This window comes from Aerococcus sp. HMSC062A02, from assembly GCF_001809535.1.
Taxonomy (GTDB): Bacteria; Bacillota; Bacilli; order Lactobacillales; family Aerococcaceae; genus Aerococcus.
This window is the reverse complement of the sequence record NZ_KV797946.1, coordinates 1-20,168: the sequence shown is the minus strand read 5'-3', so window position 1 is coordinate 20,168 and position 20,168 is coordinate 1. Positions and strand designations below refer to the sequence as shown.

21 protein-coding genes, 9 tRNA genes, 1 pseudogene and 1 other annotated feature are annotated in these 20,168 nt (G+C 46.9%); of the genes and pseudogenes, 2 read left to right on the top strand and 29 right to left on the bottom strand.

Translation table 11 applies throughout. The annotated features are described in order from the left end of the window. Positions 1-36 precede the first annotated feature (36 nt). From HMPREF2626_RS08825 to HMPREF2626_RS08760, 15 genes are all read right to left on the bottom strand, one after another. Positions 37-1,062 carry a class I SAM-dependent methyltransferase gene (locus HMPREF2626_RS08825; protein ID WP_070620228.1) on the bottom strand — a complete coding sequence of 342 codons (1,026 nt, stop codon included), beginning with the start codon at positions 1,060-1,062 and terminating at the stop codon, positions 37-39. A gap of 74 nt (positions 1,063-1,136) precedes the next feature. Beyond that, positions 1,137-1,421, bottom strand: a complete 285-nt coding sequence (gene rpmA, locus HMPREF2626_RS08820) for a 50S ribosomal protein L27 (RefSeq protein ID WP_067971784.1) — start codon at positions 1,419-1,421, stop codon at positions 1,137-1,139. A gap of 22 nt (positions 1,422-1,443) precedes the next feature. Beyond that, on the bottom strand, positions 1,444-1,779 hold the full coding sequence (locus HMPREF2626_RS08815) for a ribosomal-processing cysteine protease Prp (RefSeq protein ID WP_070620225.1): 336 nt from the start codon (positions 1,777-1,779) through the stop codon (positions 1,444-1,446). A gap of 2 nt (positions 1,780-1,781) precedes the next feature. Next, a complete protein-coding gene (gene rplU, locus HMPREF2626_RS08810) occupies positions 1,782-2,090 on the bottom strand; it encodes a 50S ribosomal protein L21 (protein ID WP_067971788.1) in 309 nt (102 codons plus the stop codon). Positions 2,091-2,104: 14 nt separating this feature from the next. Next, positions 2,105-2,176, bottom strand: a sequence feature (ribosomal protein L21 leader region). Positions 2,177-2,232: 56 nt separating this feature from the next. Beyond that, entirely contained in the window at positions 2,233-3,933 is a 1,701-nt protein-coding gene (citG, locus tag HMPREF2626_RS09980) for a triphosphoribosyl-dephospho-CoA synthase CitG (protein WP_083294420.1), read from the bottom strand. Positions 3,934-4,154: 221 nt separating this feature from the next. Further along, on the bottom strand, positions 4,155-5,696 hold the full coding sequence (gene citF, locus HMPREF2626_RS08800) for a citrate lyase subunit alpha (protein WP_070620222.1): 1,542 nt from the start codon (positions 5,694-5,696) through the stop codon (positions 4,155-4,157). Continuing rightward, positions 5,693-6,586 (bottom strand): aldolase/citrate lyase family protein, encoded by an 894-nt coding sequence (locus HMPREF2626_RS08795; RefSeq protein ID WP_070620418.1) that lies wholly within the window; start codon positions 6,584-6,586, stop codon positions 5,693-5,695. Before HMPREF2626_RS08795 ends, citF begins: the two co-directional genes overlap by 4 nt. After that, positions 6,583-6,876: a citrate lyase acyl carrier protein gene (citD, locus tag HMPREF2626_RS08790; protein WP_070620220.1), complete on the bottom strand. Its 294-nt coding sequence runs from the start codon at positions 6,874-6,876 to the stop codon at positions 6,583-6,585. Before citD ends, HMPREF2626_RS08795 begins: the two co-directional genes overlap by 4 nt. Positions 6,877-6,918: 42 nt before the next feature. Beyond that, positions 6,919-8,304, bottom strand: coding sequence for an oxaloacetate decarboxylase subunit alpha (locus tag HMPREF2626_RS08785; protein WP_070620415.1), 1,386 nt, complete (start codon positions 8,302-8,304; stop codon positions 6,919-6,921). Continuing rightward, positions 8,288-8,887: a citrate lyase holo-[acyl-carrier protein] synthase gene (gene citX, locus HMPREF2626_RS08780; protein ID WP_070620217.1), complete on the bottom strand. Its 600-nt coding sequence runs from the start codon at positions 8,885-8,887 to the stop codon at positions 8,288-8,290. The genes HMPREF2626_RS08785 and citX overlap by 17 nt, the downstream gene beginning before the upstream one ends. Continuing rightward, positions 8,877-9,902, bottom strand: coding sequence for a [citrate (pro-3S)-lyase] ligase (gene citC / locus HMPREF2626_RS08775; RefSeq protein WP_168162729.1), 1,026 nt, complete (start codon positions 9,900-9,902; stop codon positions 8,877-8,879). The genes citX and citC overlap by 11 nt, the downstream gene beginning before the upstream one ends. Before the next feature lie 51 nt (positions 9,903-9,953). Further along, positions 9,954-10,085 carry an OadG-related small transporter subunit gene (locus HMPREF2626_RS10360; RefSeq protein ID WP_256374742.1) on the bottom strand — a complete coding sequence of 44 codons (132 nt, stop codon included), beginning with the start codon at positions 10,083-10,085 and terminating at the stop codon, positions 9,954-9,956. A gap of 15 nt (positions 10,086-10,100) precedes the next feature. Next, positions 10,101-11,219: a sodium ion-translocating decarboxylase subunit beta gene (locus HMPREF2626_RS08770; protein ID WP_070620211.1), complete on the bottom strand. Its 1,119-nt coding sequence runs from the start codon at positions 11,217-11,219 to the stop codon at positions 10,101-10,103. Positions 11,220-11,239: 20 nt separating this feature from the next. Continuing rightward, complete coding sequence (locus HMPREF2626_RS08765) at positions 11,240-11,650, bottom strand: biotin/lipoyl-containing protein (RefSeq protein ID WP_070620208.1); 411 nt, start codon at positions 11,648-11,650, stop codon at positions 11,240-11,242. A gap of 26 nt (positions 11,651-11,676) precedes the next feature. Continuing rightward, positions 11,677-12,015: a hypothetical protein gene (locus HMPREF2626_RS08760; RefSeq protein WP_070620205.1), complete on the bottom strand. Its 339-nt coding sequence runs from the start codon at positions 12,013-12,015 to the stop codon at positions 11,677-11,679. Positions 12,016-12,339: 324 nt separating this feature from the next. On the opposite strand from HMPREF2626_RS08760, the gene HMPREF2626_RS08755 reads away from it, so the two are divergent. Further along, positions 12,340-13,716: a CitMHS family transporter gene (locus HMPREF2626_RS08755; protein WP_070620202.1), complete on the top strand. Its 1,377-nt coding sequence runs from the start codon at positions 12,340-12,342 to the stop codon at positions 13,714-13,716. Between the two features lie 140 nt (positions 13,717-13,856). Next, a complete protein-coding gene (locus HMPREF2626_RS08750) occupies positions 13,857-14,987 on the top strand; it encodes a PTS sugar transporter subunit IIC (protein ID WP_070620199.1) in 1,131 nt (376 codons plus the stop codon). A 77-nt stretch (positions 14,988-15,064) separates the two neighbouring features. Here HMPREF2626_RS08750 and HMPREF2626_RS08745 read toward each other — a convergent pair whose 3' ends face one another. The 14 genes and pseudogenes from HMPREF2626_RS08745 to HMPREF2626_RS08685 all read right to left on the bottom strand — a co-directional run bounded on the left by HMPREF2626_RS08745 (position 15,065) and on the right by HMPREF2626_RS08685 (position 20,119). Next, a complete protein-coding gene (locus tag HMPREF2626_RS08745; RefSeq protein ID WP_070620196.1) occupies positions 15,065-15,736 on the bottom strand; it encodes an amino acid ABC transporter ATP-binding protein in 672 nt (223 codons plus the stop codon). Positions 15,737-15,752: 16 nt separating this feature from the next. Continuing rightward, complete coding sequence (locus tag HMPREF2626_RS10315; protein ID WP_070620412.1) at positions 15,753-16,376, bottom strand: amino acid ABC transporter permease; 624 nt, start codon at positions 16,374-16,376, stop codon at positions 15,753-15,755. A gap of 48 nt (positions 16,377-16,424) precedes the next feature. Then, positions 16,425-17,177, bottom strand: a pseudogene (locus tag HMPREF2626_RS10310) (amino acid ABC transporter substrate-binding protein); the annotation flags it as partial. Between the two features lie 570 nt (positions 17,178-17,747). Next, complete coding sequence (gene mreD / locus HMPREF2626_RS08735; protein ID WP_083294416.1) at positions 17,748-18,284, bottom strand: rod shape-determining protein MreD; 537 nt, start codon at positions 18,282-18,284, stop codon at positions 17,748-17,750. Further along, complete coding sequence (gene mreC / locus HMPREF2626_RS08730) at positions 18,262-19,161, bottom strand: rod shape-determining protein MreC (RefSeq protein ID WP_246819806.1); 900 nt, start codon at positions 19,159-19,161, stop codon at positions 18,262-18,264. Before mreC ends, mreD begins: the two co-directional genes overlap by 23 nt. A gap of 155 nt (positions 19,162-19,316) precedes the next feature. Beyond that, positions 19,317-19,388 (bottom strand) — tRNA-Glu (locus tag HMPREF2626_RS08725). Between the two features lie 15 nt (positions 19,389-19,403). Beyond that, positions 19,404-19,476 (bottom strand) — tRNA-Phe (locus tag HMPREF2626_RS08720). Positions 19,477-19,486: 10 nt separating this feature from the next. Next, a tRNA-Asp gene (locus HMPREF2626_RS08715) sits at positions 19,487-19,559 on the bottom strand. Positions 19,560-19,580: 21 nt separating this feature from the next. Next, positions 19,581-19,653: transfer RNA gene (locus tag HMPREF2626_RS08710), tRNA-Met, on the bottom strand. An 11-nt stretch (positions 19,654-19,664) separates the two neighbouring features. After that, positions 19,665-19,754 (bottom strand) — tRNA-Ser (locus HMPREF2626_RS08705). A 21-nt stretch (positions 19,755-19,775) separates the two neighbouring features. Next, positions 19,776-19,847 (bottom strand) — tRNA-Glu (locus tag HMPREF2626_RS08700). A gap of 18 nt (positions 19,848-19,865) precedes the next feature. Further along, positions 19,866-19,954: transfer RNA gene (locus tag HMPREF2626_RS08695), tRNA-Ser, on the bottom strand. A gap of 14 nt (positions 19,955-19,968) precedes the next feature. Then, positions 19,969-20,042, bottom strand: a tRNA-Ile gene (locus HMPREF2626_RS08690). A 6-nt stretch (positions 20,043-20,048) separates the two neighbouring features. Then, a tRNA-Gly gene (locus HMPREF2626_RS08685) sits at positions 20,049-20,119 on the bottom strand. Between the last annotated feature and the right edge of the window lie 49 nt (positions 20,120-20,168).

The following is a 20,168-nucleotide window of genomic DNA, read 5'->3' as shown; positions in this document are numbered from 1 at the left end:
GTTTTTATTATGGTACAACTAAGTACGACACTTTTATTATAACACGTCTTGGCTCCACTTGCTAAAACTGTCTATGAATTTTTCCATATTTTCTTGATCTTTTAGGTCAGGTATATCACCAATGAGCACGTTTTCAGCTTGTTTGGCACCACCACCCTGCTTTTGCACCATGAGGACCGACTTGCGCGCCTTAGCCTGGCGGAAGAGTCCTTCAGGCAGGTTGAGAAAGGCTTGGAAGTAACCAGTCTGGGCGATGGCTTGGACCAATTGAGCTGAATAGTCTTCCTGGAGAATCTGGGTAGGCACTAAGAAGATCCCCCAAGCCCCTTCTTGCATATACTTTAGACTCTGTTCGATCATCAGATAATGGGCATAAGCGTGGGGCGTTCCCTGGTCCATGGTATTGGCTTTGAAGGTCTTGGCCTGTTCATCGAGGGGGTAATAGCCCACTGGCAAGTCAGCCACTACCAAGTCTACTGGCTCCAAGAGTAAATTCTCGAGAACATCGCCGTAATAGAACTTGGCTTGTCGGTCCAAGAATTTAAAGGACTGGTCAGCAATAGCTAAGAGTAGGTCGTCATTGTCATAGCCTACTGAAGCCACTTGGTAGCCCCCTTCTTCAAGCCCCCGCTGGACCATTAAAAGCAGGTTGCCTGTCCCTACTGTTGGGTCAAAGACTTTGAGCGGCGTCTCTTTAGACTGCCCCCTCGTTTGGAGCAAACGGCTAGCAAAATAAGTCAAAAGCATGGCAATGCCAGCTGGAGTCATCTGGTGGTTGGCCTGGAGCTGGTCCTGGCGTTCAGCCTCTAGGAAGATCAATTGGAGGACCTGTAGGCGTTCGCGCTCAGAGAACTTATCCCAATCGACTTGGTCATAGAGGGCTTGGATCTTTTGTGCGATCTCAGGATTAGGCTGGCCATCGATCACCTGGAGGACCCCGTTAGCAATATTTTGCAGATTTTCATGCCAGGCCTCCGTGTAAGAGAAGTCGAGGGCTTGCATCATGATTAGGTTGGCTTGGTTGACTTTGTCATAGGCTGCTTGGATGTATTCAGTCGACACGTTAAACCTCCTTAATGAAAAAGGTCGATTCCCCTTCATTCAAAGTAGAATCGACCTGATTTTCTTTCTCGTAATTAAGCTTCTACTGGATACACAGAAACTTGTTTTTTGTTCTTGCCCTTGCGTTCGAAACGAACAACGCCGTCTACAAGTGCGAATAAAGTATCATCGCCACCGCGACCTACATTGATCCCTGGATGTACTTTAGTCCCGCGTTGACGGTAAAGGATTGAACCGCCAGTTACTTCTTGACCATCAGCACGTTTAGCACCTAAACGTTTAGCTTCTGAATCACGACCGTTGGCAGTTGAACCGCCACCTTTTTTGTGGGCGAAGAATTGTAAATTCATTTTTAACATGTGAGCTTCCTCCTTTATTAACTTACCCTTGGACATATTGGACATAGTCTGGATAATTACTAGCGATATCCTCCTTCAAGGCCAGTTGGCACTGCTTGAATAGGATATCAACGAGCGCTCTTTGTTCAGCTGTCAGTTCCTGGGGTAGTTCTACATAGAGGTAACCCGCCTCAGGGTCGGATTCGACCAGGGCTTGGATACCTGCCATGCGTTCAAGGTTATTGACTAAAGCAATGCTCAGAGCCGAAACTCCAGCACAGACAACGTCTTCCCCGTAGTCACCGGCCATAGCATGGCCTGAAATTTCCATGCTGACAAAGTGCTTGTCTTGATTTTCTTTAAATTGAACCTTAATCATGCTTAAGCATTGATGCTGTTGATGGTTAATTTAGTGTAAGGTTGACGGTGACCTTGTTTACGACGTGAGTCTTTCTTCTTGATGTATTTGAAAGTAGTAACTTTCTTTTGACGGCCGTGTTTTTCAACAGTTGCTTCAACACTTGCCCCATCAACGAGAGGAGTTCCCACTTTAACTTGGTCGCCTCCAACGAAGACAACTTGGTCAAAAGTGACTTTTTCGCCAGCTTCAACGTCTAATTTTTCAACGTAGATTGTTTGGCCTTCTTCAACTTTAACTTGTTTTCCACCTGTTTTGATAATTGCGTACATGTAACGCACCTCCTTAAATAACTTAGACTCGCCATAGTAAGCGGCCTTGGCACTTGAAAGCTTACAATGAGCGGTTGCAGATCTGGTGGTCACAGAAATACAACGCTATTATGTTACCATTTCCTAAAGATGAGGTCAAGTCTTATTTAAAAATAATTTTCTCCATAAATCTCTCTAAGAATAGGGCCACTGCTAGTAGATCTGCCGCCCCGCCTGGACTCACATTATAATAAATGCAGGCTTGGTTGAAACGGTCAAGTTCTTTGATTAGGTCGTGGTCAGACAGGTCCTGGTCGAGAAGCTGGCGGCTGGTCAATTGGAGCCAATGATAGGCTTCAATCCCACCTCTTTTTAAGACATTGGTGTCTTCAACTCTGGACATGAGATAGAGGAGGAGCCGGTGTTCGGCTGTTTTCGGATGGTCTTGGCGCATGGCTTTGAGGAAGTTGAGGCCTGCAATGATGAGAGTAGGATAGCCCTGCTCTGCTTCTTCGCGGATACCTTTGATCCCGTATTCCAGGTACATCTTTTCCCCATGGGTCAGCTGGCTTTTCTGGTCGAGATTTGCCCAGTCCTTAGTGATTAAGCCCTGGGTCATGTTCTGGATCATGGTTTGAATGCTTTCCAGAACTTTTTCTTTTTCGGCATGGAGGCTAGGATGCTTTTCAGTCTGAGGGCAAGGACCTTTTAAGAGGTCAATATCGCCGTGGGTTACCATAACGGCAGCCGTCGCCGCTAAAAAAATGCCCATGGAGAAGACAATGCCCTTATGGGTATTCACGCCAGCTGTCGCCTGGAACATGTCCTTCTCTGCTTCAACCCCAGCCTGGCGCAGGGCTTGGAAGAGGGGTTGGGGACGCTGGTCATTATATCCCAACTGGGCGGCTTGAATAAAATAAGGAAAGAGAGCTGTTGCACTTTCAACAAATAGTTTAGGGGTCATATCGTCATGGGCCCCATTATTGGTCGGATCAACCAGACCTGGCTTGGGCCAGACCATGATTTCACGAAGGACCCCCTGTTCCGCAAGCTGGGCTAAGAGTAAGGTTTCATCTTTCGATTTAATGGCTACACTTTGGCTAGGACCAAGCTGGAAGTCCTCTGCTAGGCTGAGCTCTTCTTCGGGAGCAACTAACTTATTATTCTCTTGACTTTCGCGCTCCACAGCTAGGCGGATGTGTTTTTCAGATGTTGCCAGGTGCTTATAGATCACTTCCTGGAGCTTATCGAAGCGCTGTTCCTTCATATAATGGTAAATTACCCAGTGGTCATCCAGGGCAGCCCGGCGCCGCTGCCGGTCATTGATGGATAAGGAACGGAAACGGCTGAGGTATTCATAAAGGGTGGAGACGATACTCTGCAAGCGCGGCATCTGGGCCTGTTCATAGATGTATTCATTGAAACCCTTCCATGAAGAAGTCAAGCCCTCAAGACTAGCCCCTTCATAGGCCGCCTCTCCCCGGTTAAGGATGGCCTCCAAGTCTTCAAATTCTTTGTCTCCCATCTTTTTAGCCGCATTAATAGTCGCAATCGTATCCAAGCTCTTTCTTAATTGATAGATTTCAGCTACGTCTTCAGCCTTGATATTCTTAACCATATAGCCATGCTGGGGAATATATTCCACTAGCCCCTCTTCTTCCGCCCGACGCAAGGCCTCCCGGATCGGGGTCCGGCTAATATTCAGGGAATCGGCATAAAGTTTTTCATTAATCCGTTCGCCGACAGGGATGGTACCGTCGAGGATGACCATCTTGAGTCCCTCATAAACGATTTGACTGAGTGTCTTCCCCCCTTTTTGACTTTCTGTCCGGCAATATTGGACCAAGCGATCTTTCTGAGCCATCTTATCACCTCTCTAAAAGCTTAGCTTTGCTTTTTTATAAATTAAATATATCAAATTATTCCTAGTATCCACTTCACGAAGGCCGCCTAGCCTGCTAAGTCTTGGATCGCTCCGCTTCACTAGTTCAGGACTGCGACTTCCTCGCACGCTACTTATATTATAAATGAAAAACCTAGCAGAAACATCTGCTAGGCGAATTTAATTTCTTTTTTAGCTAAGGCTTAGCGTTTAATTTTCTTAATGGTATCGATAATGGTCCCATCGCGGTATTCCACTAGGGCAACGACTTCATCCTCAAACTCTAAATCCTTAGGTGTGCCCACTAAGTCGTAGGCTTTTTCCTTGAGTGCCTCAATCGTTGTAAGTTCAACACCTGCTGCTTCCAAGCTGTCAATCAGGTCTTGACGCTTAGGATTGACTGCAATCCCGTTATCGGTCACAAGCACATCAACACTTTCCCCTGGCGTAGTGACAGAGGTTACCCGGTCCTTGATGGAAGGAATCCGGCTCCGCACAAGAGGCGTTACAATGATCGTTACCTTGGCCCCTGCAGACGTATCGGGGTGGCCGCCTGGTGCCCCTTGGATCATGCCGTCTGAACCTTGGACCACGTTAACATTGAAGTCGGTATCCACTTCCAGAGCGCCGAGGATCACATAGTCGAGGTAGTTGACATAGGCCCCCTTATTGAATGGGTTGGCATATTCAGAAGTTGAGATTTCAAAGTGGTTAGGCGTTTCGTGGACAGAAGCCACAGAAGCGGTATCGAAGTCTTGGGTATCTAGGATAGCTCCAATATAGCCTTCCTTGAGCAGGTTAACCATGGGCTCAGTAATCCCACCGAGGGCCCAGCCCATCTTGATCCCTTTAGCATCCATATAAGGCTTGAGGAAGCGGGTCACAGCGAGCGAAGACCCGCCAGCCCCAGTTTGGAAGGTATAACCATCTTCAAAGTAAGGCGTATTGACAACCACTTCAGCAGCACTCTTAGCGATCTTTAATTCGCGTGGATCGTCAGTCAAGCGGATAGCACCGGAAGCAATCTTAGCTGGGTCACCCACTTCATCGATTTCAACCACATAGTCCACATTGATGGAAGAGATGCTAGCAGGATGGTTAGGAGTAGGCACCAAAGTATCAGTTAAAACAACTACTTTGTCTGCATACTCTGCATCAACATTAGCATAGGAGAGAACACCACAGTCTGACCGTCCTCCCTTACCGGAGGCATTACCCAATTCGTCTGAAGAGGGAGCCCCGATGAAGGCTACATCGATATGGACTTGGCCAGTTTCAATGGCACGAACCCTGCCGCCGTGAGTCCGAATCATAGCCGGATGTTTCAACTTACCAGTCGAAATAGCTTCGCCCACTTCGTCTCTCACGCCGGAGGATGAAATCCGGGTAATGGTGCCGTCCTCGATCATCGGTACGATGTCTTTGGCTGCCTTACCTAAACTGGAAGCACAGACATAGAGGTCCTTGATGCCCATTTCATGGATAGCCTTCATCACGGTTGGCATGGTATAGTCTCCGTTGCGGAAATGGTGGTGGAAGGAAATGGTCATCCCGTCCTTAAGTCCAGTCTTTTCAATGGCTTCTTTTAGAGAAACGAGTTTTGATTGGTCAGAGCAGACATTGGCCCGTGTCTTAGGTGTGGCCTTTTGGTAGTCATAGTCTTGGCGGTAGTCGAGGCCTTGGTAGACTTCAACACCGTCTGTCAGAAATTCTTCTGGTATGTCACGTCCAACTGCGTTTTTCATGCTAAATCCCCCTTATAAACACCTGATGCCTTGGCGATGTCCAGTGTCCGTTGAGCGCCTTCAACCATAGCAACATCCACCATCTTACCATCAACGACCAGGACACCAACACCCTTGCGTTTATTTTCCTCAAGTTCCATGATAATATTTTCCGCATGGCGGATTTCCTTGGCATTAGGTGTAAAGACTTCGTGAACCGGTGCAATTTGTTTTGGACTTATCAAGGACTTGCCGTCAAAGCCCATATCCTTGATAAGTTCAGTTTCTTTGGTCAAGCCTTCAATATTATCTACGTCTGTATAAACCGTGTCAAAGGCCATAACCCCCGCTGCTCGAGCAGCCATTAAGATCATCGACCGGGCAACAAATAATTCTTCTCCGCCTTCTGTAACCTGGGCGTGGAGTTCCCGGCGATAGTCCCCTGCGGATAGGGCAATCCCCATCATGCGCTCACTGGCTTCGGCAATTTCTTTAGCATTAAAAACAGCGGTTGGTGATTCGATGGCCCCCATAATCATGGTTGACCCCTTTTTCACACCAAATTCCTCTTCGGCTTCCTCAATCAAGCCTTCAACAATATGAACATCTTCTGCGCTTTCGGTCTTAGCAATCCGAATCCCATCGCAGCGGCCAGCAACTGCTGCCCGGATATCTTCTTTATAGTAAGGCGTATCAAGCGGGTTAATCCGTACCCAAATTTCAGTTTCGCCATAATCTAAATACTTCAGTGTGTTGTAAAGTTGGATACGTGCTGAATCTTTCTCGCTTTCTGATACGGCGTCTTCTAAGTCCAAGATCACACAGTCTGGTCCGTAGACATATGGATCTTTCACCAAAGAAGCCCGCTGGGTATTCAGAAACATCATCGTTCTTCTTACTGATCTTCTCATAGCTTCGTCCCCCATGGTAATCCTTCACTCTGATTGACTGATCTAAAAACTGCTGTCTGTACGCGCGAACGGATGGTGCAATCCAAAGCCCCATGATCATCGGCATAGAGCTTAACTCCATCCACTTCTAATTGGTCTAAAACCTCTTCAATGGTCGCCTCAATGGCTTCTCCAAATTGGGCATAGACAGTTGAGTCCACTTGAATTTGACGGCTATCAGCAGGTTCAACCGTGACCCGAACATCGCTCGACTCGATGGTTCCTGCCTGAGCCTTATCTTGTAATTCCATAGCGTCTTCCTCCTTCGCTTAATTCACATCAATTATATCAGATTACATCTGAATGCTCACATTTTGTACCGGCACATCGTACCAAGGGTCTTGCCGCTTCCTTAAGAAATGTTCTGCCTGGGCTGGAAAAGCAATATAGCTGAGCACATCTTCTTCGCTCTGGGCAAAGTCCTGGCTCTCCTGGCGAGCTCTTTCGAGTCCCGGCTCCAGCAAGTCAGCAGGACGACTGTCCACCACTTCATCCTGGCCAATAATTTGCTGGCGGATTTCCGCTGCAATCGGAGCCGGTGACTTACCGTAGAGCCCTTTCACATAGTCCTTGATCTCATTAGGAACCATCTTATAGCGTTCACCTGTCAGAACATTCATCACGGCTTGGGTTCCAACCATTTGTGAGAGCGGTGTAACTAGGGGTGGGAAGCCCAGGTCTTCTCTAACTCGGGGCACTTCTTGGAGGACTTGCCCATACTTATCTTCTTGACCCGCTTCTGTTAACTGGGACAAGAGATTAGAGAGCATCCCGCCCGGTACCTGGTAGAGCAAGGCGCGCGGTTCTGTCTGCATGACTTTAGGATTGATAATTCCCTCTTCAAGGAATTCATCCCGGATCGGTGCAAAGTAATCCGCTATGCTTTCTAAGCTTGTCGTATCCAGACCATCTGCATAACCTAATTCTTCTAAACTGATATGTAGGCTTTCGGTAGCTGGCTGACTGGTCCCCCCCGAGAAAGGTGAGATCGCAGTATCAATAATATCTGCCCCCGCCTCAACTGCCTTAAGATAGGTCATTTCAGAAATACCGGCAGTGGCATGGGTATGGATATCAACCGGCAAGTCCGTCCGTGCCTTGATTCCTGTCACTAGGCTGTAGGCCCGGGCTGGCGTTAGTATGCCCGCCATATCCTTGAGGCAGATGGAATCCACGCCTAGGTCAAGCAAGCGGTCAACGATATTGAAATAATAAGCATCTGTATGGACTTCAGAAATTGTATAGCAGATCGTCCCTTGAGCATGGGCACCATACTTCTTCACCGCCCGGATGGCTGTCTCTAAATTGCGCACATCGTTCAAGGCGTCAAAAATCCGGAAAATATCGATGCCATTTTCAACAGCCTTTTGGATGAAGGCTTCGACAACATCATCGGGGTAGTTGTGGTAGCCCAATAAGTTTTGCCCTCTCAGGAGCATCTGTAATTTAGTGTTTTTGACAACTGAACGGATCTGGCGCAGACGCTCCCAGGGATCCTCGTTCAGATAGCGCAGGCAGGCGTCAAAAGTCGCTCCGCCCCAACATTCTAAGGCATAATAGCCGGCTTGGTCCATCTCTTCGAGGATGGGCAACATCTGCTCTGTCCGCATGCGCGTCGCGGCTAGAGACTGGTGCCCATCTCGGAGAACCGTTTCGACAATTTTAATTGATTTTTTCATCATCTATTCTCCCATCCTCTACAATCATCTTAGCAATGGCCTGGTAGATCGCCTCAAAGTCATGCTGGCGGCTCCTAGCACAGACCTTGGCATCCTGCTGGCAAACAAAGCACTTCCGCTTAGGCAGTCCCACTTGGTCGCGGCTCAAACTCTGCTGTTTGCCGTCCTCATCCAGGTAGAGGCAGTCAATATCCATTAAGCGGCCTAAGACGGTCTCTTCCTCTAAGCTAACTAGGTAGGCCTTGACACGAGGGGCGGATTGGTCTACAAGGACAAAGTACTCTTTACCAGCTAAAGTATCCCGGGTCTCCTCCTCTACTATAGCAGGGCCAAAAGCTTCTTGACAGTAAGTTCTTAAGTCTGCTTCTGCCAGAGCAAAGACCCGATCAATCAGCGGGCTTCGCTTATAGGGTCCTGGCATATTCAGTTTCAAGGCGACTAAGCAAGCCCCTGCTGGCCCCTGGTCTAAATAACTGGCCTGGATAGCAGCCCGGCTCTCTCGAGCGTCCAGAGCATCCTCTAATTGGCAGAGAGGACCCTTTCTTAAGGCCAAGCTCAATTTTTTCACAGGGTCAATAGTCATGGCTTTGGCTCAAATCCTTTCGTTCTCTCAACATGGTCTGACCTTCTGGCGACTGGACAAAGGCTTGAGTCGCCTTCGGTAGGTAGGCCTGGGCCTCGTCAACTTGTCCCTCTAGAAGCAGGGTCCGCACCTTAGAAGCAGAGATGACCTCGCCACCATGGGCCACTTGCCGTCTAGGAATAATATGCAGGCTCAGCTCTGGCGCGAATAGCTCAGCCATCACTTGGTTATAGGCTGCTGTGGTCGGACTCAGGGGCTCGTCACCAACAAAGCGCTGGCTGATGCCGAGAGCCGGCGCGATTTTTTCCTTAAATAAGAGGGCGTCAACCGCTGCTTGGGCCTTGACCACTGTCTGGTCAGCCTTAAGGAAATAGGCCGGAAAAGTAGCCTGGGAAACCATATAATGCATGGTCTCCACCACATAGACCTGGTCTAGGTCGGCTGTTCCTTGGCGCACCAAACTTAAGCGTGTTTCCTTATCGAAGAGTGACCGGTCTTCGGAGAGAACGAAGACATAGAGTCCGTCCACTGCCTTGAGGGCCTCTTCAATTAAGTAGCGGTGCCCCTTGGTGAAGGGATTAGCATTCATCACGACCGCTCCTAAACTTTGGTCTCCTGTAAAGGGAGCCTGGGCCTTAATGGTGGCAAGATAGCTGTCTATCCCCTCCTGGGACCGCTCCATAAAGGCCACATCTTCCGTCTCCACTAAGAGATCAAAACCCAGGTGTTCAAAAGTTGTCCGTTTAGATGCCTTGGTGAAGACAAGGACACTCTCATAACCTGCCTGATAGATCTCCGTCAAAAGAAAAGAAATCAATTGGTGGAAGGCTGTCCCCCCTGCATAGGCTTGGCGGATTGCTAGGCACTTGAGGATATTGGCTTGGTAGGAAGCAGTGCCCACCAAGTCATCCCCGTCAAAGAGCCCATAACTAGCGTCCAAGTTTTTTTCTTCCTGGAGTCCGGCACAATCAAGCAGGTCCAACCAGAGCTTCCGGTCATAGCTTGATCGTTTCACTCTAAGTTTCTGTATCTTTAAGTCGATCCTAATCAGTCCTTTTATATCGAATTACTTGTTATCTTCTGGCGGGAAGACCTTGAGCAAGACCTTCACAGCCAGGTAGAGGAAGGCCATGACAACAAAGATGCCGCCCCAACCTAGAAGTAAAATTTGAAAAGCGTGAACAAAATTCTCATTCATTATAATAACCTCCCCCTACATGCCAACGAAGTAGCCTAGGATAAGCCCCCCGGCAACCACTGAACCGATTTGGCCAGAAACGTTAGCTGAAATCGAATAGTTTAAAACAAAATTCTGTGGGTCTTCTTCTGTCGCCATCTTTTGGATCACCCGGGCAGACATGGGGAAGGCTGAAATCCCAGCAGCACCGATCATTGGGTTGATCTTTTCTTTGCGGAAGATATTGATCAACTTACAGAAGAGCACGCCCCCAATGGAGTCCATAATAAAGGCAACTAAACCGAAGGCGATGATCATCAGGGTCTGGAGGTTGAGGAAGGCTTCGGCTGTCATGGTTGAAGCGATGGTAATCCCCAATAGAATCGTAATCAAGTTAACCAATTCATTCTGGGCGGTATCGGATAGGCGGTCGAGGACCCCACATTCCCGCATGAGATTACCGAACATCAAGAAACCAACTAGGGGTAGTGAAGCTGGAGCTATCAAACCTGCCACAATGGTAATGATAATCGGGAAGAAAATTTTGGTTGTCTGGGATACGCCTTCTGACCGATATTTCATGCGGATTTGGCGTTCCTTCTTGGTTGTAACTAATTTAATGGCTGGCGGCTGGATAATAGGCACCAGAGACATGTAAGAGTAGGCTGCTACTGTGATTGGTCCTAAGAGTTCAGGGGCCAATTGGTTGGAGACAAAGACAGATGTTGGGCCGTCTGCCGCACCGATAATCCCAATTGAAGCGGATTGTGGAAGGGTAAAACCAGCTGCCAGGGCAACAAAGATCGTAAAGAAAATCCCAAACTGGGCAGCTGCCCCAAAGAAGAGCATGGAGGGATTTTGCAGCAAGGGGCCAAAGTCAATCATTGCCCCAATCCCAATAAAGATAAGGAGTGGGAAGAGTTCCGTTGCAATCCCAAAATTAAAAAGTTCATCTAAAACACCGACTGGGCCTCCAGGTTGAGTAATCATCCCTGAAAAAGGAATGTTTACGAGGATGGTTCCTAGGCCCATGGGAATTAAGAGCGTTGGTTCGTATTCTTTTTTGATTCCTAGGTAAATAAGCACAATCCCGATCAGCATCATCACGATCTGCTGCCAGGTAATGGCCAGGAATCCCTGTAATAAAGCTTCCATAATGTGTCTTCCCTTCTATTCTATTCCACTGTAAATAGGGTCTCACCCACATCAACCGTTTGGCCTTCCTTGACTAAGACAGAAGTCACTTGGCCAGCCTTGGGTGCTACAATTTGATTTTCCATCTTCATGGCATCTAAGACAACAACCGCTTGCGATTCAGCAACGGTCTCTCCCGGTTGAACCAGGACATTTAGAATCGTCCCAGGCATAGGAGCCGTCACTTCTTCACCTGAGCCAGGTTGGCTAGCGGGAGCTGGTGCTGGGCTGGGCTCTGGAGCTGCTTCGGCTGGGGCTTGACTTGGTGCAGAAGCTGGAGCAGCTTGAGCTGGGGCCTCTTGAGCTGCAGGAGCTTCGAAGCCAGGCGTTAATTCTTCCATTTCAACCATATATTCTTTATCATTTAAACGGACACGAAATTTTCTTAACATGATGTTTTCTCCTTTATTTTGACTGTTTATGAAATGCGTTCGATGCGTTTGACGCGGTAGTGGCTGTCTTCCTGGTCATGGGCAAGGATACAAGCGGTCAAGATGCCTGCTAATTCCTGGTCGAGATCAACCGCTTCGATAGACTTAATCCGAAAGACCGTATCTGACCGGGCCCCTGTCACGCAGGCCGTGGCGATCGCTGCGACCGTGCAAGCCTCTTCAGGCTCTAAACCGCTCCGCTCAATCCAATCCTCACTGGCCTCGGCTTGGGGAAGGTCAGCTGCCTTCTTTCTTTCGGGCTCAACCGGGTCAGTGGCAGGCTCCTTGCTTTGAAATAAGTGCTGAATGCGAGAAAATAATCCCATGAGGTGCCTCCTTTCCAATAAGTTCTTGTTAACTTGATTATAACGAAAGATTTCAGCCTATGTTGTTTTTTTACTGCACTTAAGACAGATTGTTCATGTGAACGCTATCATTAATGTTCTTTTGGTGTTTTATTCTCGATCACTATTGAAACAGCGCTTACAATCCTTTATCATCTAAATTAAATTAAGTATTCTTCATATGAAGACTTGTCAAATGAGAGAAAGTTCATCTATAATAGTCTTTATGTGAAAACATGATCAAAGGAGGTTTGTCGGGATTTTTTGTAAATAGAATACTGATCATAAGATCTAGGAGGAAATGATATGTTAACTGTTTTAAGTTATTTGATGATCATCATCTTTATGTTCGTGATCATCAGAAAGAAAATGTCGCCCTTTACGGCTTTAATTGGTATCCCTTTAATTTTTGCTCTGATTGCAGCTGTTGCTGGTCTCTTCCCGGTTCCTAATCCGGAAGTCGAAGACGCCTTCATCAATAACCCAAGTCTCTTTGAACGGATCACATCCCTAGGCGAATTCGCTGTCGACGGGGTTGGTCAAACGGCAACTACAGGGATTATGCTTCTCTTCGCCATCCTCTATTTCGCGATTATGCTGAATGCCGGGATGTTTGACCCCATCACGGAGAAGATGATTCGCTTCGCTAAAGGGGATCCGGTCAAGATTCTCTTTGCCACTGCTTTCATCTCTATGGTGGTTTCCCTCAACGGGGACGGGACGACAACAACCCTCATTGTGTGTACAGCCTTCATTCCTATCTATAAGAAGCTTAATTTAAGGATGATGAACCTGGCTGTCTTGATTATTTTAATGAATACCATTATGAACCTCTTGCCTTGGGGTGGACCAACAGCCCGGGCCATCTCCGTACTTAGCTTGAATGACCAAGAAGTTATCCGTGCCCTAGCGCCAGGTATGGTGATTTCCGCTATTTATGTACTCGGCCTATCCATCTTCTTAGGTGTCCGCGAACGTAAACGTGTGGGAATCCAAGAACTAACCGAAAAAGATATTCAAGCACTCACCGCTGCTAAGTCTGATGAAGAACAGGCCATGAAACGTCCAAAACTCTTCTGGGTCAACCTCATCATGACCATCACTCTGATCTTCTTCCTCGTCTCTGGTTGGTTCCCAGCCCTCTTCCTCTTCCTAACAGGGACGGTGCTGGCTCTAATCATTAACTACCCTGATCTCAAGCAACAAAAGAATCGCATCCAAGAAAATGCTGGTGACGCTGTCCAAGTGGTCATCCTAGTCTTTGCGGCAGGGATCTTCATGGGACTCTTCACAGGTACCGGTATGGCTGATGCATTAGCCCAAAGTCTTACGACGATTATCCCAGATAGTTGGGGCCGGGCTTGGGGACTCATTACAGCCCTACTTTCGGCACCAGGTACTTTCTTCCTCTCCAACGATGCCTTCTACTACGGCGTACTCCCTGTCCTCTACCAAACCGGTACCCAGTATGGCTATACAGCCTTAGAAATTGGGGTGGCTTCCCTACTCGGCCAAGCCTTCCACTTACTCAGTCCACTCGTTGCCTTCATCTACCTTCTCTTCAACCTAACAGGAGTTGACATGGGTGAATGGCAAAAAGAATCCGGTAAATGGGCCCTCGGTATCTTTATCATCTTCATTGCCGTAGCCGCTATTACTGGAGCTGCTCCAATTATTAAATAAAAGAATTTTGCATTAAAAGCGTGAAAAATATTTCACGCTTTTTTGTTTCTTTTACAGAAAAGCCCCTTCCTTTTTGCTATTGACTCTTATTCATGTTATATAATGAAGATGAGTCAAAATACATTAAAGGAGGACAAAATATGTCTGAAACTCAAGAAGAACTTTCTTTTTTGGATAAGGTTCTCAATGCCATTAAGGAAATATTTGCGCCGATTTTGATCGGACTTACGGCAGCCGGTATTCTCCAAGGGATTACCATTCTCTTGCATAGCTTTTCTTTAATCCAGGAAGGCAAAGCAGAGTACATTATCCTCAACTCCATTTCCAATGCTGTCTTTTATTTTCTCCCTATCTTGCTCGCTAATTCAGCCGCCAAGGTCTTTGGGGCCAACCAGATCCTGGCTATGGCGACTGCTGCCTTCTTACTCCATCCGGAAATTACCAGCGAATTGGCCAATTATGATGGGAGCGCGGACTTCTTTGGCATCCCTCTCCCACCAGGTAACTACCCTAGTTCCGTAATCCCTATTATTCTGATCACTTTTGCCCAGTCCTATATTGAAAAGTTCTGGTACAAGGTCATTCCAGAGATTGTGCGTGGAGTCTTCGCTCCTGTCCTGGTCCTGCTCACAACCTGTATACTGGGAATTTCAGTTTTAGGCCCGCTCGGGACTGTTCTAGGCGACGGCTTGGTTGCCTTAGTGGACTTCCTCAGCTCCAGAGCCGAATGGTTGGTGCCTGCCCTCTTAGGAGGTTTTGGCCTCTTCGTGGTCATGTTTGGCGCCCATTATGCCCTCTTCCCGGTTGTTACCCAAACCATTGCAGCAACCGGTACAGATACCTTCTTTAACCCTGGCATGCTGGCCGCCAATATGGCCCTATCAGGTGCTGTCCTGGCTGTCTTCTTTAAGACCAAGCACAGTGCCTACAAGCAGTATAACTTGTCAGCTTGTGTAACAGCTGCCATGGGCGTCTCCCAGCCAGGCCTCTACGGCGTCGCCATCCCTATTAAGTCCGTTCTGATGGCTTCGATCGTCGGCGGACTGGCAGGCGGACTCTACGCCGGTATCAGCCAGGTTTATGCCTTTGCCTTTGCCAACCCAGGAATTGCTGCCCTTCCTATCTTTATCAGCCCAGATGGGGACATGTCCAACTTGATTAACTGCCTCATCTCCATTGCTATTTCCTTTGGCGTGGCCTTTGCTCTCGTCTACTTCCGCCCCTTCACCGATTTACCCGATGAAGATGTCAATGAGATTGTTGCTGACTAAATCACTTTACCAAGCGACTAAAGCTTAAAAGCAGGATCCCGCCCCTAATTGAGGGGAAGGATCCTGCTTTTTATTGCTTATTTAAAGTCACTCGAAGAAATGATTCTTGTCCCGTATTCACGACCGAATTCCGTATCGTGGGTGACAATCAGAACTGCTTGGCCACTATCGGCAAGTTCTTGGATCAGGGCACCCACTTGATTGGCCGATTCCCGGTCCAAAGCTGAGGTCGGTTCATCAAAACAAATCACATCTGGATTCAACATCAGGGCCCGGGCAATCGCCACTCGCTGTTTTTGCCCTCCTGACAGGGTTGAGGGTTTAACCTCTGCCTTATCAGATAAGCCGACCTTGGCTAGGAGGTCTAAGGCCTGGGCTTTGATTGCTTCAGGACTGGCCAGCTTTTGAGCTAAAGGAGCCTCCATCAGATTTTCCAATACCGTAAAATTGGGAAATAATTGGAAATCTTGGAAGACCATGCCGAGGTTATTCTGGTAAGCACGCTGGTCGGCCTTACTTAAATAACGGGCCCCAGACTCAGCTGCTTGGCAGAGGTATTGGTCATTGATGCGGATGCTGCCTTGGTCTGCTTTTTCTAAGTTATTGATTAAACGCATAAAGGTTGTCTTCCCAGTCCCTGACTTGCCGAGAAGAATAACAATTTCCCCTCCTTCAATTTGGCAAGTAAACTGGTCAATAATTTGGTTCTTGTTATAGGCTTTGGAAAGCCCTTCTACATATAAAGCCATCTTATGCTCCTTTCTACTACCAGTCGATGCGGCCTTCGAGACGTTTCAAGAAGAAGGTTACCACGGCTGTAAAGAGTAAGTAAATTGCCCCACAGAGAAGATAAGGGGTCAGAGTAGCGTAGGTATTAGCGGCAATAGACCCTGCCCTTAAAAGTTCTCCCAGGCCGATCACATAGACGAGAGAGGTATCTTTGACTAAAGAAATCACTTCATTACCGACAGAGGGCATAACGATCTTCATGACCTGGGGTAGGATAATCCGTCTAAAGCCTCGGACATGACCGATTCCTAGGACGTTAATGCTTTCAAACTGACCATCTGGTACAGAGGAAATACCCCCGCGGAAGATTTCAGTAAAGTAAGCGGCATAGTTAATGACAAAGGCAAAAATCGCTGCGGTAAAGCGGTCTAAACTCAATCCGATATAAGGTAAACCAAAGAAGAAAACCATCAATTGTAGCATCAGTGGACTGCCCCGCATCACAAAGACATAAGCCTCAATCAAGCCTTGCAACCACTTAGGGCCAAAGACCCTAAGAATAGCGATCAAGAAACCAATAGGGATACTGAGTACTAAGACAACAATAAAGATGAGAAAAGTCATCTTAAAAGCTGACAGTAAGGATGGGAGAACTGTCATCACAAGGGAGTTCCCCCGGTCAGCCGTTTGGTCACCAGCAAACCACTTATCATAAATTTCATCGTATTTTCCATTCTCTTTCAATGTTTGGATACTCTGATCAATCGTTTCCTTTAATTGGGTATCTTCCTTACGCAAAGCTACCGCCATGGGTTCGACATATTCCTCATTGACGAAGTATTTGTACTGGCCTTCTGGGCGCTGCTGGAGGGTGTAGAGACCATAAATGGTTCCAGTGGCAATGGCATCGATCCGTCCAGCATCCAGATCAGCAAATACTTCATTATAACTTGGATAAAGAACTGGTTGGCCATCTAAGCGTTGGTAAAGATTATTCGGCCAGGTCTTCATTTCTTCTGCTGTGGTCGATCCGCTCTGGCTGCCGACTTTCTTTCCAGCTAAGTCTTCCAAGTCATCGATGGGATCATCGGCGCGGGTAATAATCATTTGTTTACTATCAATATAGGGTTCGGTCAGGAGAAATTGCTTCTCCCGTTCAGGGGTAATCCCAAAACCATTCCAGATCATATCAATATTTCCCGTATTTAACTCGGTCTCCTTCATTGACCAGTCAATCGGTTGGAAATCAATCGACCAACCATTGAGGTCAGCCACTGCCCGAGCGAGGTCAATATCGAAACCAACTAAATTTCCTTCATTATCCCGAAAACCCATGGGAGAGAAAGTATCATCCAACCCAATCACATAGTGGTTCTCCTTAGCCTCAACTGGGCTTGAAAAAACAGATAATAAGGGGAAAAATAGTGCGAAGAGCCAAACAATGGAGCTCAGTTTCAGCATTTTTTTCATGGGAGTCATCCTTTCTTTATTTAATCATAATAAAACGTCCTCTAGTCATTGACTAAAGGACGTTAGAAGACGTGGTGCCACCTTTATTCGCTAGACATTCACATGGCTAGCCTCAGCATGTCAGACGAACTGACACAGGATTAACGCTCCAACACGGCTAAGCATTTCCGATTAGCAACTCTGGGGTGTGCCATTTAGTAGGTCTTGCTAGCTCTCAGCTCGCCTAGCTCTCTGTAAAGACCATCCTAAACTTTTTCCCGTCAACATCATTTCCTATTAATAAAAAAATCCTTTCGTATCATACGAAAGGACGTTAATTACGTGGTTCCACCTTTGTTCATAGCCTACTCACATAGACTATCTCTGTGTGTAAAGTTTACACTTGATTAACGCTCAAACACGGGTACAAAACCAGCTCATGGGTGTGTAGACATCAGACTTGGATTATTCGCAGCGACCATAATCTCTCTTGGCAAGTCTTTGATGACCTCTTCCAATCAACGCTTTTTTTCTTTAACTTATACTCATTATAGACAAGTTTTGAAATTTTGCAAGCCTTTTTTACTTATTTATCCATTCGGCAAATCGTTCCAAGCAGTAATTCAAGATAAAAGCCATCAAGCCGTTAAAGAGCAAGGAAGGCAGCAGATGCTGGAAGAGAAAGATCCCGTACTGGGGTTTTTCTAAATTAAAAATAGAAAAAATAAAGTAAATCAAATGGCCATAAGTGAGATAGACAATCATGGTCCAAAACCAAACACTGTAAAAGTTTATGCGGAAGTGCTGGGCAAAATAGCGAGTAGCAAAACAAATCAATGGCATGATGAAGAGATTAACACCAAGCACCCGGGAGTAATAGGTATCGAAGATAAAGCCTATGACGATAACCGAAAGATAGAGGAGATTCACCCTTTGGCAGTAAATACTCAGGATAGTCAAGGCAATGATTGTGAGCGAGGAAGTCATCGAATAATTGACTTCACCCAAATTCTTCAAAAGCATCACCTGCAAGGAACCGTCAAGTAATAAGATAAGAATCAAGAGAATAGGAAGAGCAAAGCGCCGACGAAAGTAATTACTCATTGCTTGAATCTTCATCAGTTCCCTCTCCTTCTGCCTGCTCAGCTTCTTCTCTAGCCTGCTTGGCTTCTTCGTCCTGCATCACTACAAAGACCTTGCGGATATCATCAAAGTCAGCCGCCGGTTTAACCCGAACCTTCTGGGAGAGGCCAAATTCGTCCGTCTTCGCCTCGACCACCTCACCAATAATAATCCCTTCAGGCGAAACCCCGCCTAGGCCAGAGGTAGTGACCATATCTCCCTTGTTGATTTTAGCATCTTGGGCGACCTGAGTGAGGATAAGTTCTTGTTCTTTCCGGTCATACTCCTTGATCACCCCATGAACAATCTGATCCTTAATCTGGATGCTAGCAGCAACTTCCATTGAATTATTAGCTGTTGAAGTCAGTAATTGGACCTTGGAACTTGTTGGATTCACTTCCACAATCCGTCCAATCAAGCCGCTCGCACTCATGACCGACATATCCGTTGTCAGGCTATTATTGGAGCCCAAGTCGATAGTAATATAATCCACCCAAAAGTCTGGTGACCGGGCAATGACATTACCGCCAATGACTTTTTTATCCACCAGGGTTGGCTTAATTTCTAAGAGATCATTGAGTTCCTTATTTTCAGCTTTTAAACTTTCATTCTGTACTTTTAAATCTTGGAGGACCCCAATTTGCTTTTTCAACGATTGATTTTCTTCATAGGTATTCTTCAATGAAGCAACCGAATCCCCAAAATTCATCACAAAATTCCCTGGCGAAGATACTGCTCTCCCAACGACAGCTGTTAGATCATTCATCCAGGAAATAGGCTTAGGGGTTTCATGACTACCAAAGAGCGAGAAGAAAATTAAACTCAGGGAGGTCATGATACTCACAAGCAGCACAATCAATTTTCTCTTTTTCAAAAACTGCCGCAAACTTATCTTTCCCTTCAATTCAATCAAATTTTGTATAATATTTCATTACATAATTATAGCTAACTTTAGACGAACAATCAATAAAGCGAGAAAAATCTCAGATAAAAAAATAAAGGCTGGGACAGATTCCCAACCTTTATAAATGACCCGTACGGGATTCGAACCCGTGTTACCGCCGTGAAAGGGCGGTGTCTTAACCGCTTGACCAACGGGCCAATATTAGCATGTAATGGTCCAAGACAGAGTCGAACTGCCGACACCTTGAGCTTCAATCAAGTGCTCTACCAACTGAGCTATTGGACCAAAAAGAAAACGGTCCGGACGGGATTTGAACCCGCGATCTCCTGCGTGACAGGCAGGCATGTTAACCCCTACACCACCGGACCAAGTATATATTATGCTCGTAATTGCGGAGGCAGGACTCGAACCTGCGACCTCCGGGTTATGAGCCCGACGAGCTGCCAACTGCTCTACTCCGCGATATTAATAAAAGGAGGATAAGGGATTCGAACCCTTGCGTGGTTTGACCCACCTGACGGTTTTCAAGACCGTTCCCTTCAGCCGGACTTGGGTAATCCTCCATGTATATCAAAGTTAAGCAATGACCCGTACGGGATTCGAACCCGTGTTACCGCCGTGAAAGGGCGGTGTCTTAACCGCTTGACCAACGGGCCTAAGTTAATAACACAAAACGGAGAATAAGGGATTCGAACCCTTGCGCGGCGATAAGCCGCCTAACGATTTAGCAAACCGTCCTCTTCAGCCTCTTGAGTAATTCTCCATATTTACTTGTAATGGGCCTGAATGGATTCGAACCATCGACCTCACCCTTATCAGGGGTGCGCTCTAACCAACTGAGCTACAGGCCCATAAGAAGCGGGTGACGAGAATCGAACTCGCGACAACAGCTTGGAAGGCTGTGGTTTTACCACTAAACTACACCCGCATTGATGAATAAAATTACGGTCCCGACGGGAATTGAACCCGCGATCTCC

Bases quoted from the DNA above. Each gene is read 5' to 3' on its own strand.
- rpmA (WP_067971784.1), bottom strand. From the start codon at position 1,421: ATGTTAAAAATGAATTTACAATTCTTCGCCCACAAAAAAGGTGGCGGT.
- HMPREF2626_RS08815 (WP_070620225.1), bottom strand. From the start codon at position 1,779: ATGATTAAGGTTCAATTTAAAGAAAATCAAGACAAGCACTTTGTCAGC.
- rplU (WP_067971788.1), bottom strand. From the start codon at position 2,090: ATGTACGCAATTATCAAAACAGGTGGAAAACAAGTTAAAGTTGAAGAA.
- citG (WP_083294420.1), bottom strand. From the start codon at position 3,933: ATGGCTCAGAAAGATCGCTTGGTCCAATATTGCCGGACAGAAAGTCAA.
- citF (WP_070620222.1), bottom strand. From the start codon at position 5,696: ATGAAAAACGCAGTTGGACGTGACATACCAGAAGAATTTCTGACAGAC.
- HMPREF2626_RS08795 (WP_070620418.1), bottom strand. From the start codon at position 6,586: ATGAGAAGATCAGTAAGAAGAACGATGATGTTTCTGAATACCCAGCGG.
- citD (WP_070620220.1), bottom strand. From the start codon at position 6,876: ATGGAATTACAAGATAAGGCTCAGGCAGGAACCATCGAGTCGAGCGAT.
- HMPREF2626_RS08785 (WP_070620415.1), bottom strand. From the start codon at position 8,304: ATGAAAAAATCAATTAAAATTGTCGAAACGGTTCTCCGAGATGGGCAC.
- citX (WP_070620217.1), bottom strand. From the start codon at position 8,887: ATGACTATTGACCCTGTGAAAAAATTGAGCTTGGCCTTAAGAAAGGGT.
- HMPREF2626_RS10360 (WP_256374742.1), bottom strand. From the start codon at position 10,085: ATGAATGAGAATTTTGTTCACGCTTTTCAAATTTTACTTCTAGGTTGG.
- HMPREF2626_RS08770 (WP_070620211.1), bottom strand. From the start codon at position 11,219: ATGGAAGCTTTATTACAGGGATTCCTGGCCATTACCTGGCAGCAGATC.
- HMPREF2626_RS08765 (WP_070620208.1), bottom strand. From the start codon at position 11,650: ATGTTAAGAAAATTTCGTGTCCGTTTAAATGATAAAGAATATATGGTT.
- HMPREF2626_RS08760 (WP_070620205.1), bottom strand. From the start codon at position 12,015: ATGGGATTATTTTCTCGCATTCAGCACTTATTTCAAAGCAAGGAGCCT.
- HMPREF2626_RS08755 (WP_070620202.1), top strand. From the start codon at position 12,340: ATGTTAACTGTTTTAAGTTATTTGATGATCATCATCTTTATGTTCGTG.
- HMPREF2626_RS08750 (WP_070620199.1), top strand. From the start codon at position 13,857: ATGTCTGAAACTCAAGAAGAACTTTCTTTTTTGGATAAGGTTCTCAAT.
- HMPREF2626_RS08745 (WP_070620196.1), bottom strand. From the start codon at position 15,736: ATGGCTTTATATGTAGAAGGGCTTTCCAAAGCCTATAACAAGAACCAA.
- HMPREF2626_RS10315 (WP_070620412.1), bottom strand. From the start codon at position 16,376: ATGACAGTTCTCCCATCCTTACTGTCAGCTTTTAAGATGACTTTTCTC.
- mreD (WP_083294416.1), bottom strand. From the start codon at position 18,284: ATGAAGATTCAAGCAATGAGTAATTACTTTCGTCGGCGCTTTGCTCTT.